General features: G+C 63.0%; 10 protein-coding genes. All 10 read left to right on the top strand.

What is annotated here, in order from left to right:
• Nucleotides 1–226 precede the first annotated feature (226 nt).
• Nucleotides 227–937, top strand: a complete 711-nt coding sequence (gene tolQ, locus ACIQ2A_RS23335; protein WP_398483919.1) for a protein TolQ — start codon at nucleotides 227–229, stop codon at nucleotides 935–937.
• A gap of 37 nt (nucleotides 938–974) precedes the next feature.
• Entirely contained in the window at nucleotides 975–1,448 is a 474-nt protein-coding gene (locus tag ACIQ2A_RS23330) for a biopolymer transporter ExbD (RefSeq protein WP_398483917.1), read from the top strand.
• 40 nt (nucleotides 1,449–1,488) lie between these two features.
• The gene (gene tolA / locus ACIQ2A_RS23325) at nucleotides 1,489–2,532 is read left to right on the top strand and encodes a cell envelope integrity protein TolA (protein WP_398483915.1); all 1,044 of its coding nucleotides are present in this window, start codon (nucleotides 1,489–1,491) and stop codon (nucleotides 2,530–2,532) included.
• 47 nt (nucleotides 2,533–2,579) lie between these two features.
• Nucleotides 2,580–3,932 (top strand): Tol-Pal system beta propeller repeat protein TolB, encoded by a 1,353-nt coding sequence (tolB, locus tag ACIQ2A_RS23320; RefSeq protein WP_398483921.1) that lies wholly within the window; start codon nucleotides 2,580–2,582, stop codon nucleotides 3,930–3,932.
• A 185-nt stretch (nucleotides 3,933–4,117) separates the two neighbouring features.
• Nucleotides 4,118–6,451 carry a putative bifunctional diguanylate cyclase/phosphodiesterase gene (locus tag ACIQ2A_RS23315; RefSeq protein ID WP_398483913.1) on the top strand — a complete coding sequence of 778 codons (2,334 nt, stop codon included), beginning with the start codon at nucleotides 4,118–4,120 and terminating at the stop codon, nucleotides 6,449–6,451.
• 162 nt (nucleotides 6,452–6,613) lie between these two features.
• A complete protein-coding gene (locus ACIQ2A_RS23310) occupies nucleotides 6,614–7,354 on the top strand; it encodes an N-acyl amino acid synthase FeeM domain-containing protein (protein ID WP_398483911.1) in 741 nt (246 codons plus the stop codon).
• A 278-nt stretch (nucleotides 7,355–7,632) separates the two neighbouring features.
• Nucleotides 7,633–8,130 (top strand): peptidoglycan-associated lipoprotein Pal, encoded by a 498-nt coding sequence (gene pal / locus ACIQ2A_RS23305; protein WP_398483909.1) that lies wholly within the window; start codon nucleotides 7,633–7,635, stop codon nucleotides 8,128–8,130.
• A 179-nt stretch (nucleotides 8,131–8,309) separates the two neighbouring features.
• Entirely contained in the window at nucleotides 8,310–9,320 is a 1,011-nt protein-coding gene (ybgF, locus tag ACIQ2A_RS23300; protein ID WP_398483907.1) for a tol-pal system protein YbgF, read from the top strand.
• Between the two features lie 248 nt (nucleotides 9,321–9,568).
• Entirely contained in the window at nucleotides 9,569–10,609 is a 1,041-nt protein-coding gene (tilS, locus tag ACIQ2A_RS23295) for a tRNA lysidine(34) synthetase TilS (protein ID WP_398483905.1), read from the top strand.
• 196 nt (nucleotides 10,610–10,805) lie between these two features.
• The coding region (ftsH, locus tag ACIQ2A_RS23290; RefSeq protein ID WP_398483902.1) for an ATP-dependent zinc metalloprotease FtsH at nucleotides 10,806–12,679 on the top strand (1,874 nt) is incomplete at its 3' end.

The following is a 12,679-nucleotide window of genomic DNA, read 5'->3' as shown; positions in this document are numbered from 1 at the left end:
ACGCAACATTAACCATAGCCGGGCTCTGGTAAGAGCCGCAGAAATGCGCGCGAAGCCCTTGTTTTGACATGTTGGCAGGGAATTGAGGGCCCGGCCTCGGACGGGTCATCCATGCACTGAACAAGGATATGCCCAGGCGCTATCGCGCCCGGTTCAGCGCGTGACTGCATGATCGATTGGCGGGATGTCGATCGACAGGGGAATTTGCGTTGAGAGGATACTACTCATGAATCCGGATGTCGCACAGTCAGCCATGCCGCTGGTGTCGACCGACGTATCGCTGATCGCTCTGTTCCTGCAGGCGCACTGGATCGTCAAGGCTGTGATGCTCGGCCTGATCGGTTGCTCGGTCTGGGTCTGGGCCATCGCGATCGACAAGATCTTTCTCTATTCGCGTACCAAGCGCGCCATGGATCGGTTCGAGCAGGCCTTCTGGTCGGGCGAGTCCATTGAGGATCTCTATCGCGCGCTGTCCGCCAAGCCGACCCAGTCGATGGCCGCCTGTTTCGTCGCAGCCATGCGCGAGTGGAAGCGCTCCTTCGAGAGCCAGGCGCGGTCCTTCACCGGCCTGCAGATGCGCATCGACAAAGTGATGAACGTCTCCATCGCCCGCGAGGTCGAGCGGCTGGAGCGGCGGCTTCTGGTGCTGGCAACCGTCGGTTCGGCCGGTCCGTTCGTCGGCCTGTTCGGTACCGTCTGGGGCATCATGTCGAGCTTCCAGGCGATCGCTGCCTCGAAGAACACATCGCTTGCCGTGGTCGCGCCGGGCATCGCGGAAGCGCTGTTCGCCACCGCCATCGGCCTTATCGCCGCCATCCCGGCGACCATTTTCTACAACAAATTTACGGCAGAAGTGAACCGGCAGGCCCAGCGCCTGGAGGGATTTGCCGACGAGTTCTCGGCCATCCTGTCGCGCCAGATCGACGAGCGCGCTTGATGGATAGTGAATTGAACCTTGCGATGAGCGCCCGATCATGGGGATGAATGCAGCAGCAGGCGGTGGGGGCGGTGGCCGGCGGGGACGCCGGCGTGCTGCTGTCATGGCCGAAATCAACGTCACGCCGATGGTCGACGTGATGCTGGTGCTGATGATCATTTTCATGGTCTCGGCGCCGCTGATGACCTCGACCATCGATATCGATCTGCCCATCGCCAGCGGTGGCAAGTCGATGTCGCAGAACACGCCGCCGCTCACCGTTTCGGTGAAGCGTATCGGCGGCAGCTGCAATTCGGCCGTCGAAACCTATATCGGCGACGCCCTGGTGCCGCAGAGCGAACTGGCTGCGAAGATCACAGCACTCCGCACGACGCGCTCGGAAACGGACAACACCGTGTTCCTGCGCGGCGATCGCGACGTTTGCTACACGGATATGATGAAGCTGCTCGGCACTGTGCGTGCCGCCGGTTTCAAGGCCAATATCGTGATCTTGCCGGAGCAGGGATCGTAAGATCGTGGAGCAGCAGGAGACAAGCAAGTTCAGGGATCTGATGGCGAGAGTCGACAAGACGCTCATCGCATCGATCATCCTGCATGCGCTGGTGTTCGGCTGGGGCCTGTTCACCTTCTCCTCCAAGGCGCTCGAAGTGATGCCGGAGGATTCCGTCGCCGTCGACGTGATCTCCGACGATCAACTGGCCAAGGCCATGGCTGGCGCCAAGACCGGCAAGAAGGACAACCCGAAGCCGAAGGTCGAGAAGATCGCCGAAGCCAAGCCGCCGGATGATGCGGTCGGCAAGATCGACGACAAGAAGGCGCCGGTGATCACCGAAGTCGCGCCGAAGGAACAGCCGAAGACCGAGGACAAGGCCGCTGCCGAAGCAGCAGCCAAGGCGGAGGCGGCTGCCAAGGCCGAGGCCGCAGCCAAAGCTGCGGCAGATGCCAAGGCCAAGGCGGAAGCGAAGGCCGCTGCTTTGGCCGAGGCCAAGGAGTTGGCTCAGGAAAAGGCCGAGGCCGACGCGAAGGCTGCTGCGGAAGCCAAAGCAAAGGCTGAAGCGCAGGCCAAGGCAAAAGCAGAAGCCAAGGCAAAGGCAGAGGCCAAAGCCAAGGCCGACGCGGAGGCTAAGGCCAAGGCGGAAGCAAAAGCCAAGGCCGAAGAGGCGAAGAAGGCCGAGCGCGTGTTCGACCAGTCGAAGATCGCAGCATTGATTGACAAGCGCGATCCGACCCGGACGTCGGCGACCGGCTCCGACCTCAATCCGAACGAGGCGCTGGGGCTTGCCAAGGGCAATGCCGCGAGCAACGTCGCCACCTGGGGCGCGATGTTCAAGTCGCAGGTCGATCGCTGCTGGAAGAAGCCATATGGTGGCGTCGAGGCCCAGATGGTCGAGGCCGAATTCAGCATTCGGCTCAAGCAGGATGGCACTCTGGAAGCTACGCCGACGGCGATTGGACGCCCTTCGACGCCTTATCAGCGCGTCTATCAGGAGAGCGGCTTACGTGCGATCATCGATTGCCAGCCCTACAAGCTGCCGCCGCAATTCTTCAACGAGTGGAAGTCGTTCAACCCGTATTTCACCGAAAAAATCACGTGACCCGCGCATTGCAATTTGAAGCCCGCAACATGAAAAACCCGGTAGAGATGACCTCAGATAACGAATTTCGGGAGACACTGTTGCGCCCCAGCCGCCGCCAGATCCTCACGGGCATCGGATCGCTCGGCCTGCTCGCGGGCACCGGCGCGCGCTCAGCCTTCGGCCAGGCCCGCGTCACCATCACCGGCGGCGACGTCGCGCCGATGAAGATCGCGATCCCGACTTTCAACGCCGGTACGGGGTCCGACAACGAAGTCAGCAACGGCGTCTCCCAGGTCATCACCAACAACCTGAAGCGCAGCGGCCTGTTCGCGCCGATCGATCCGGCAGCCTTCGTCGAGAAGACCGTCAATATCGACGCGCCGCCGAACTTCCAGAACTGGAAGACCGTCAATGCGCAGGCGCTCGTCACCGGCCGCATGACGCGGCAGGGCGACGGTCGCCTCAAGGCTGAATTCCGCCTGTGGGATGTGGCCACCGGCCAGCAGCTCGCCGGCCAGCAATATTTCACCTCGCCGGAATACTGGCGCCGCATCGCGCACATCATTTCCGATCAGATCTATGAGCGCCTGACTGGCGAAAAGGGCTATTTCGACAGCCGCGTCGTGTTCGTCGATGAAAGCGGGCCGAAGGAGCGCCGCGTCAAGCGTCTGGCGCTGATGGATCAGGACGGCGCCAATGTGCGCTATCTCACCCGCGGTGCCGATCTGGTGCTGACGCCGCGCTTCTCGCCGTCCACGCAAGAGATCACCTATATGGAGTTCGGCCAGGGCGATCCGCGCGTCTATCTGTTCAATATCGAGACCGGCCAGCGCGAGATCGTCGGCAACTTCCCCGGTATGTCGTTCTCGCCGCGCTTCTCGCCGGATGGCCAGCGCGTTATCATGAGCCTGCAGCAGGGCGGCAATTCCAACCTGTTCGTCATGGACCTGCGCTCCAAGTCCACCACGCGCCTCACCGATACCCCGGCGATCGATACCTCGCCGTCCTATTCGCCCGATGGCGCGCGCATCTGCTTCGAGAGCGATCGCGGCGGCAAGCAGCAGATCTATGTGATGGGCGCCACCGGTGGCGGCGCACAGCGCATCTCGTTCGGCGAAGGCAGCTATTCGACGCCGGTCTGGTCGCCCCGCGGCGACTATATCGCCTTCACCAAGCAGGGCGGCGGCCAGTTCGCCATCGGCATCATGAAGCCGGATGGCTCGGGCGAGCGCATTCTCACCTCCGGCTATCATAATGAAGGCCCGACATTCGCGCCGAATGGCCGTGTCATCATGTTCTTCCGCGATACCGGCGGTGGCCCGTCGCTCTATACGGTGGACGTCTCCGGCCGCAACGAGTTGAAGGTCCCGACCCCGGGCTTTGCCTCCGACCCCGCCTGGTCGCCCCTGCTATCGTAAAGGCTTTGTTGAAAGCCTTATGCGGATTGCCGGTGTTTACCGGCAATCTTTGCCCACTGCGCTGAATCTACAGGCAGATTCGCTGTTTATGCCGAGCCGTAAACAGTTCGCTAAGGATGTTCCCTCAGAAAGAGTTCATCAGGACCCGGTACCAATGTGCGCTGAAATGGACGCGCCAACTCCCGATGCAGCTCGCCGATCATAGCCGGACGAATAGCAAGTCGATGTCGCCGTCGATCTATACGGCGCTTGTCGACTCCCTGTTCGAAAATCCCATCCCGATGCTGGCCGGCGCCGTCTGTGCCGGCACTGGCGCCGTCATGACTGCGGTCAAGACCGGCAACCCCTTGCTGTGGCCATGCGCCGGGCTGATCATTCTCATCGGCGCGCTACGCGCGTTGCAACTCAGCAAATACGAGAAGCGCGAAACCGCGCTGACGCCGGACGAGGCGGTCCAGTGGGAACGCAACTACATGATCGGCGGCTCGCTCTATGCGGCGTCGCTCGGCCTGTGGTGCTGGGTCGTCTTGCTCGGCAGCGACGATCCGGTCGCGCATATGCTCGGTACCGCCGTCACCGTCGCCTATATCGCCGCCGGTGCAGGCCGGACCTACGGACGTCCGAAGATCGCGCAGCTGCAGGTTCTGCTCGCTTGCGGACCGATGGCCGCGGCGCTGATCATCCATGGCGACTTCTATTATGTCGGCTTCGCCTTCCTGAACGTGCTGTTCTTCATCGGCCTGCGCCGCATTACGCTGCGGCTGCACGACGTCTATGTGAAGGCCCTGCTGGCGACGGAACGGGTGGGCTCGATCGCCAGCCAGTTCGACACCGCGCTGAACAACATGCCGAACGGGCTCTGCATGTTCGGTCCGGACGGCCGCCTGGCCGTGCTCAACAACCGCTTCGCCGAGATGATGGAGATCACCGGCAATCTCGCCGTCCGCAGCGGCATCAGCATGCGCGAAATGGTCTCGCTCTGCGTCAATGCCGGCACCGTCTCGGCGGCGAGCGGAATGACCATCGTCGCCGAAATCGAAAGTTCGAAGGCGGCTGAGATCACCACGCTCGATCATGCCCATGATCTCGAGCGCGCGCTGTCGTGGAAATTCCAGCCGATGTCCGGCGGCGGCACCGTGGTGCTGCTTGAGGACATCACCGAACGCCGCAATTCGGAAGCCCGCATCAGCCACATGGCGCGCTTCGACGAGCTGACCGGCCTGCCGAACCGCATGAGTTTCCGCAACGAGATCGGGCGCTTGCTGAAGATGGGCGACAGGGCGACCATGTCGGCGCTGCTGTTCGTCGATCTCGATCAGTTCAAGCAGGTCAATGACACGCTCGGCCATCCCTGCGGCGACCAGCTGCTCTGCATGGTGGCGGAACGTTTGCGCGAAATGCTGCGGGCGGACGATTTCGTCGCGCGTTTTGGCGGCGACGAATTCGTCGTGTTCCAGCGCAACATCAAGGCCAATCACGACGCGGCGGATCTCGCCATGCGAATAGTGGAGCGGCTCAGCGAGCGCTACGAAATCGACAATCACCAGGTCGAGATCGGCGCCAGCATCGGCATTGCGCTCACCGAACCGGGCGTCAGTGCCGACCATCTGCTCAAGAATGCCGACATGGCGCTTTATCGCGCCAAGGCATCCGGCCGCGGCACCTTCTGCTTCTTCCGCGACGAAATGGCCCAGACGGTCGAGGCGCGCCGCGTGCTTGAGCTCGATCTGCGCAAGGCGCTCGCCGACGAGGAATTCGAGATCTACTACCAGCCGCTGGTCAATCTGAAGTCCGGCCGTATCTCCACCTGCGAAGCGTTGCTGCGCTGGAATCATCCGGTGCGCGGCACGGTCTCGCCGGCAGATATCATTCCGATCGCGGAAGACATGGGCCTGATCGTCGATCTCGGCCGCTGGATCCTGCGCAAGGCCTGTATCGAGTGCATGAAATGGCCGGACGCGGTCAGCGTCGCCGTGAATTTCTCGTCGCAGCAATTCCATCAGCGCGATGTGCTGAGCGAAGTGCGCTACGCACTGGAAGTGTCAGGCCTGCCGGCTCATCGCCTGGAAATCGAGATCACCGAATCGTCGCTGCTGCGCAATACGCAGTGGACCCACGACGCCCTGTCGCAGCTTCATGCGGCCGGGTGCCGGATTTCGCTCGACGATTTCGGCACCGGCTATTCCAGCCTCAGCTATCTGCATAACTTCCCGCTGCAGAAGGTAAAGATCGACCGCTCGTTCCTGGAAGGCATCGATACCCAGCGCCCGCTGACGCTGCTGCGTGGCGTCGCGCGCCTCAGCACGGATCTCGGTATGACTGTGGTGGTCGAGGGCATCGAGACCAACGAGCAGCTCGAACTGATCAGCGCCGACGGAACCATCAGCGAGGCCCAAGGCTATCTGTTCAGCCGCCCGGTGCCCGCCGCGCGCATCCGCCAGTTGCTGGACGCCTCGCATGGACGCCGCGTCGAGCAGGAACCCGAGCTGAACGCCGAGACCGCCCGCACCACGGCCTGAAATTCTCCAAGCACAGATAAAGCCGGCACGATTCATCTCATCTGCCGACCGTTGGTAAAAGGTTAACCAAGTTACGGCAGAACCTTTGACAACTTTTAAGAAAGCTTTAATCTTTACCTTACTCAAATACTGGTGGCGTTTCGTGCGCGTGGAGATGGAATGATGGCTGCGGCCGATCAAGTGACGGAAATTTCCTCGCGCCATCAAGATATTCTGGACAGGGTCGACTACCGCCTAGCCGAAACCGAGGCCGAAAAAGAAGCCATCTATAGCCTCCGCTACCGGGCCTATCTGCACGAAGGCGCCATCGAGCCGCGGACCGAGCGTCGGCTGAAGGACCGCTTCGACGACATGCCGAATTCCTGGACGTTCGGCATCTATATGGACGGCGAACTGGCGAGTTCGCTGCGCATCAGCGTCGGCTCCCCGGACAATCCGGACACTCCGGCGGTGGACGCTTTCGGCGACATGCTGCGTCCGCAGATCGAGGCCGGCAAGACCATCGTCGATCCCAACCGTTTCGTGGCCGATCCGTCCAACCGCACCAAGTTTCCAGAACTGCCATATCTGACGGTACGCCTTGGCTACGTCGCCTGCGCCTATTTCAATGCCGATATCGGCACCGCGACCGTCCGGGCCGAGCACCGGGCCTTTTATCGCCGCGTGTTCCTGCAGACGCCGCTCTGTGAGCCGCGGCCTTATCCGACGCTGGTGAAGCCGCTTTGCCTGATGGCGGCGGATTTCAACATGGTTCGCGAGAAGATCTTCGAGCGTTACCCGTATTTCCGCTCCAGCCAGTTCGAGCGGCGGGCGCTGTTCGAGCGCCAGAGCGAGCCGCTCGCGCCGGATCTGCACAGCTCCGAGTTCCAGCTCCGCCACGCCACGTCGGCGCATCAGCAGTAAACGACGCCCGCCACGGATCCGGTTGTCGACACCAGGCGGTCGCTACAGAGATGTGGCGGCCGTTTTTCGCGAATTCTCGCGAAAAATCAGACGCATCCGCTTTCGCTTCACCGTCGCGCCATATTTCCAAAGCATTAACCACGTCGGTGCTTTTTGGCGGCCTGTGGCTTTTGATCGGTTTTGGCAACACCTCGTCAAGGTTGACGGAACGTTCGCTTAACCAACGCCCTGTAGACCGAATGACAGTTGGTTAAAGCGTGAGCGTGGAGGCTCCGGGAATGGTTCAGCAAATGCGTATCCTCCAGGGATTGAAACTGGCTGCCGTGTTGGTTGTGGCGCTCTCGATGGGTGCCTGCGCCAACAAGAACGGTCTCGGCGGCGCCGATGGTGCGATGGCAGGTAATGCCGCGCCGGGCAGCCAGCAGGATTTCGTGGTCAATGTCGGCGACCGCGTGTTCTTCGAAAGCGATCAGACCGAATTGTCGCCGCAGGCCATGGCCACCCTCGACAAGCAGTCGCAGTGGCTGCAGCAGTACAACCGCTATTCCTTCACCATCGAAGGCCATGCGGACGAGCGCGGCACCCGTGAATACAACATCGCGCTTGGCGCCCGCCGCGCCCAGTCGGTGCGCAGCTATCTCGCCTCGCGCGGCATCGATCCCGGCCGCATGCGCACGATCTCCTACGGCAAGGAGCGTCCGGTCGCGGTGTGTAACGACATCTCGTGCTGGTCGCAGAATCGCCGCGCGGTGACCGTGCTCAACGCCGGCGCGTAACGCTGCTCGATGTGATATCAATGACGGCGTCTGCCTGATCGGGCAGGCGCCGTTTTTGTGTCTGGTTATTTGTGTCTGTAGGCGGCTTTGTCGCTGCCCTCAGTCACAATTCTGGCGTAGTGCAGCACTCATCGTTTTGAGCGCCAATCAGGCGCGTTTCAGTCATCGCTCAGGCCAAGATGTCATTCAAATTCCAGTCGCTCGCCGGTGCCGCGTTTGTCGCTTCAATCCTTGCCTCGGCGTCGCCGGTCTCGGCGCAGTTCTGGGGACAGCAGCAGCAGGAACAGCGGCAGCCGCAGACCTATGGCCAGCAGGATGGCGGCGTCGATCCGGAAATGCGGATCGAGCAGCTCGAAAACCAGTTGCGCAAGCTGACCGGCCAGAACGAAGAGCTGCAATATCGCAACCGTCAGCTCGAGGATCAACTGCGCCAGTTGCAGGCCGGCGGCGGCGCGCCGCCTGCCGGGGGCGCCCGTCCGAATATGGCCGCAGCGCCGGTCGCGCAGCCGGGCCCGCAGCAGATCGCGCCGCAGGGTGGTTACGCGCAACAGCCGCCGATCGCTGCTCCCGCTCCGATCGTACAGGATCCCGCGCCGGCGCCGCGTGGCGGCCGTCGCAACGATGCATTCGATCCGGGCGCCAATCCGAATGCGCCGGGCGTGCCGCGCGCGCTCGGCGGCGGACAGCAGCCGATGCAGGCCAATGCGCCGGCTGGCGTGCCCGGTGGGCGCGAAGCGGGCGAACCGCTGCCGCTCGGCAATGCCGGGCAGGGCGCCGCGCCGGCTCTGACCACGCTGCCGCCGGGGGCGACTCCCAAGGACGAATTCGATCTCGGCCTCGGCTATATGCAGCGCCGCGACTATGCGCTGGCCGAAGAAACCATGCGCAATTTCAGCCAGAAATATCCCAACGATCCGATGATCGCGGATTCGCAATACTGGCTCGGCGAAAGCTACTTCCAGCGCCAGAAATATCGCGATGCCGCCCAGTCCTTCCTCGGCGTCACCAGCAAATATGACACCTCAGCCAAGGCGCCGGATGCGTTGCTCCGCCTCGGCCAGTCGCTTGCCGCGCTGAAGGAAAAGGAAGCGGCCTGCGCTGCCTTCGGCGAAGTCGCCCGTAAATATCCGCGCGCCTCCACCGGCGTGAAGCAGGGCGTCGACCGCGAGCAGAAGCGCAACAAGTGCTAATGCTTGTTCTGCAACGCTGAAGAAGTGCGGTGGCGCTCGTCACCTCTCCCCACCGGGGAGAGGTCGACCGGCGAAGCCGGGCGGGTGAGGTGGCCCCCGGGCGAGGCGGGGGGGGTGCGGGGCGCCATAAATGACATCGCGTGCGGCAGCCCCCTCACCCGGCGCTACGCGCCGACCTCTCCCCGGTGGGGAGAGGTGTATTGCGCCTCATTCCCTTCGATGTCGGAGGATCGTACTTCAGAGGCACCATGTCTGACGACGACCATCTGCCGATCACGGCCCAACAGGCCAAGCAACTCTTCGCCCCCTGGGCGAACGCGCCGGCATTGATTCTCGCCGTATCGGGCGGCCCGGATTCGGTCGCCCTGTTGTGGCTCGCCGCGCGCTGGCGGCGCAGCCTGAAGCGCGGGCCCGTGCTGACGGTCGTGACGGTCGATCACGGATTGCGCCCGGAATCGGCACGCGAGGCGCGCGACGTGAAGCGCCTCGCGGCGTCGCTCGATCTGCCGCATCGGACCATGCGCTGGACCGGCGACAAGCCCAGGCGCGGAATTCCGGCCGCAGCGCGCACGGCGCGTTATGCGCTGCTCGCCGATGCCGCGCGAAAAGCGGGGGCTGCTCATGTGATGACGGCACATACGCGTGACGATCAGGCCGAGACCGTTTTGATGCGGATGGCCCGCGGCAGCGGCCTGGCCGGTCTTGGTGCCATGAGCATGGAAACCGAGCGCGACGGCATCCGCATCGTGCGTCCGCTGCTGCAGGTGTCGAAATCCCAACTGATCGCGACGCTCGGCAAGGCGAAACTTGGCTTCGTCGTCGATCCCACCAATGCAGATCCGAACTTCACCCGGCCGCGGCTGCGGGCGCTGATGCCTGATCTTGCCGCCGAAGGCATGGATTCCCGCACTCTGCAGCGCCTCGCGACGCGGATGGCGCGCGCCGATGCCGCGCTCGACCTGATGACCGACGGGGCCGAGCGCTTCCTGGCCCTCCGCAATCCCGGCCGCTCGCCGGAGGCCATCGATGCGGAGGCGTTTCTGGGCCTTGCGGAAGAAATCCGGGTCCGCTTGTTGCTCCGCATGCTCAACGAGGTCGGCCATGAAGGGCCTGCCGAGCTTGGCAAGGTCGAAAGCCTGTCATTGGCCATGGAACAGGCGATGCAGCAGGGCGGAAACGGTATTCTGCTGAAACAAACCCTCGCTGGCGCGGTGATTTCGCTCACTCGCACACGGCTGAAGATTGCGCCGGCGCCGCCGCGGCGCGTGGTTGCGCGCAATAGGCCTTAACCACCTGCGAAGATGAGGGCCGCCGCCGCCATCATTTCAACCGGAAATAGGCCTAGATGCGCTAAATAGTCCGTCCCAGTTCCCTTGGCATCGGCGCCGGTCGCACTTAAATTGCATCAGACTGACCCAGGGTGATCGCCTTGTGGCGTATCACGGGAAGAGAGCCGCGCATTTCAGCGGTGACGAAGGAAGATCGATGAACGCGAATCTGCGCAATTTCGCCCTCTGGGTCATTATCGTGCTGCTGTTGCTGGCGCTGTTCACGCTGTTCCAGAATCCGGGCCAGCGCGCTGCTTCGCAGGATATTCCGTTCTCGCAGCTCCTGACCGATATCGATCAGAACAAGGTGCGCGACGTCGTCATCCAGGGGCCGGAGATCAACGGCACCTATGTGAACGGCTCCACCTTCCACACCTACGCGCCGTCGGACCCGACGCTGATCAAGCGCCTGTATGACGCCAAGGTCTCCATCACCGCGAAGGCGCCCGGCGATAACGTGCCATGGTTCGTCTCGCTGCTCGTCTCGTGGCTGCCTTTCATCGCGCTGATCGGCGTCTGGATCTTCCTGTCCCGCCAGATGCAGGGCGGCGCCGGCAAGGCGATGGGTTTCGGCAAGTCGCGGGCGAAGATGCTCACCGAGGCACATGGCCGCGTGACGTTCGAAGACGTCGCCGGTGTCGATGAAGCCAAGCAGGACCTGCAGGAGATCGTCGAATTCCTGCGCGACCCCGGCAAATTCCAGCGCCTCGGCGGCCGCATTCCGCGCGGCGTGCTGCTGGTCGGCCCTCCCGGCACCGGTAAGACCCTGATCGCGCGTGCGGTCGCGGGCGAAGCCAATGTGCCGTTCTTCACCATTTCGGGGTCGGACTTCGTCGAAATGTTCGTCGGCGTCGGCGCCAGCCGCGTCCGCGACATGTTCGAGCAGGCCAAGAAGAACGCGCCCTGCATCATCTTCATCGACGAAATCGACGCCGTCGGTCGTCATCGCGGCGCCGGTCTTGGCGGCGGCAATGACGAGCGCGAGCAGACCCTCAACCAGCTGCTGGTCGAGATGGACGGTTTTGAAGCCAATGAAGGCGTGATCCTGATCGCCGCCACCAACCGCCCCGACGTGCTGGATCCCGCATTGCTGCGTCCCGGCCGCTTCGACCGTCAGGTCGTGGTGCCGAATCCGGATGTCGTCGGTCGCGAACAGATCCTCAAGGTCCATGTCCGCAAGGTGCCGCTGGCGCCGGATATCAACCTCAAGACCATTGCCCGCGGCACTCCGGGTTTCTCCGGCGCCGACCTGATGAACCTCGTCAACGAAGCCGCTCTCACTGCCGCGCGCCGCAACAAGCGCATGGTGACCCAGAGCGAATTTGAGGAGGCCAAGGACAAGGTGATGATGGGCGCCGAGCGCAAGTCGCTGGTGATGTCCGAGGAAGAGAAGATGCTGACGGCCTATCACGAAGGCGGTCATGCCATCGTCGGCCTCAATGTCCCGGCTACCGATCCGATCCACAAGGCCACCATCATCCCGCGCGGCCGTGCGCTCGGCATGGTCATGCAGCTGCCGGAACGCGACAAGATGTCGATGTCGCTGGAGCAGATGACCTCGCGCCTGGCCATCATGATGGGCGGCCGTGTTGCCGAAGAACTGATCTTCGGCCGCAACAAGGTCACGTCTGGCGCTTCGTCGGATATCGATCAGGCGACCCGTCTGGCGCGCATGATGGTGACACGCTGGGGTCTCTCGGAAGAGCTCGGCACGGTCTCCTATGGCGACAACAATGACGAGGTGTTCCTCGGCATGCAGATGAACCGCACCCAGGCCGTCTCCGAAGCCACCGCGCAGAAGATCGACCAGGAAGTGCGTCGCCTCGTCGAGGATGGCTACAAGGAAGCGACCCGCATTCTCACCGAGAAGCGCGGGGATCTCGAAACGCTGTCCAAGGGCCTGCTCGAATTCGAGACGCTGTCCGGCGACGAGATCAAGGACCTGCTCGACGGCAAGAAGCCGAATCGCGAGTCGGTGCTGGAGCCCTCCACCCCGCGTTCGTCCGCCGTGCCTCCCGCCGGCAAGCAGCG

It is taken from the genome of Tardiphaga sp. (assembly GCF_044336785.1).
Lineage (GTDB): Bacteria > Pseudomonadota > Alphaproteobacteria > Rhizobiales > Xanthobacteraceae > Tardiphaga.
The sequence above is the reverse complement of the archived record's forward strand: the minus strand, read 5'-3'. Positions and strand labels throughout refer to the sequence as shown.

Bases quoted from the DNA above. Each gene is read 5' to 3' on its own strand.
- ACIQ2A_RS23315 (WP_398483913.1), top strand. From the start codon at position 4,118: ATGCAGCTCGCCGATCATAGCCGGACGAATAGCAAGTCGATGTCGCCG.
- tilS (WP_398483905.1), top strand. From the start codon at position 9,569: ATGTCTGACGACGACCATCTGCCGATCACGGCCCAACAGGCCAAGCAA.
- ACIQ2A_RS23330 (WP_398483917.1), top strand. From the start codon at position 975: ATGGGGATGAATGCAGCAGCAGGCGGTGGGGGCGGTGGCCGGCGGGGA.
- ybgF (WP_398483907.1), top strand. From the start codon at position 8,310: ATGTCATTCAAATTCCAGTCGCTCGCCGGTGCCGCGTTTGTCGCTTCA.
- pal (WP_398483909.1), top strand. From the start codon at position 7,633: ATGGTTCAGCAAATGCGTATCCTCCAGGGATTGAAACTGGCTGCCGTG.
- ACIQ2A_RS23310 (WP_398483911.1), top strand. From the start codon at position 6,614: ATGGCTGCGGCCGATCAAGTGACGGAAATTTCCTCGCGCCATCAAGAT.
- tolA (WP_398483915.1), top strand. From the start codon at position 1,489: ATGGCGAGAGTCGACAAGACGCTCATCGCATCGATCATCCTGCATGCG.
- tolQ (WP_398483919.1), top strand. From the start codon at position 227: ATGAATCCGGATGTCGCACAGTCAGCCATGCCGCTGGTGTCGACCGAC.
- tolB (WP_398483921.1), top strand. From the start codon at position 2,580: ATGACCTCAGATAACGAATTTCGGGAGACACTGTTGCGCCCCAGCCGC.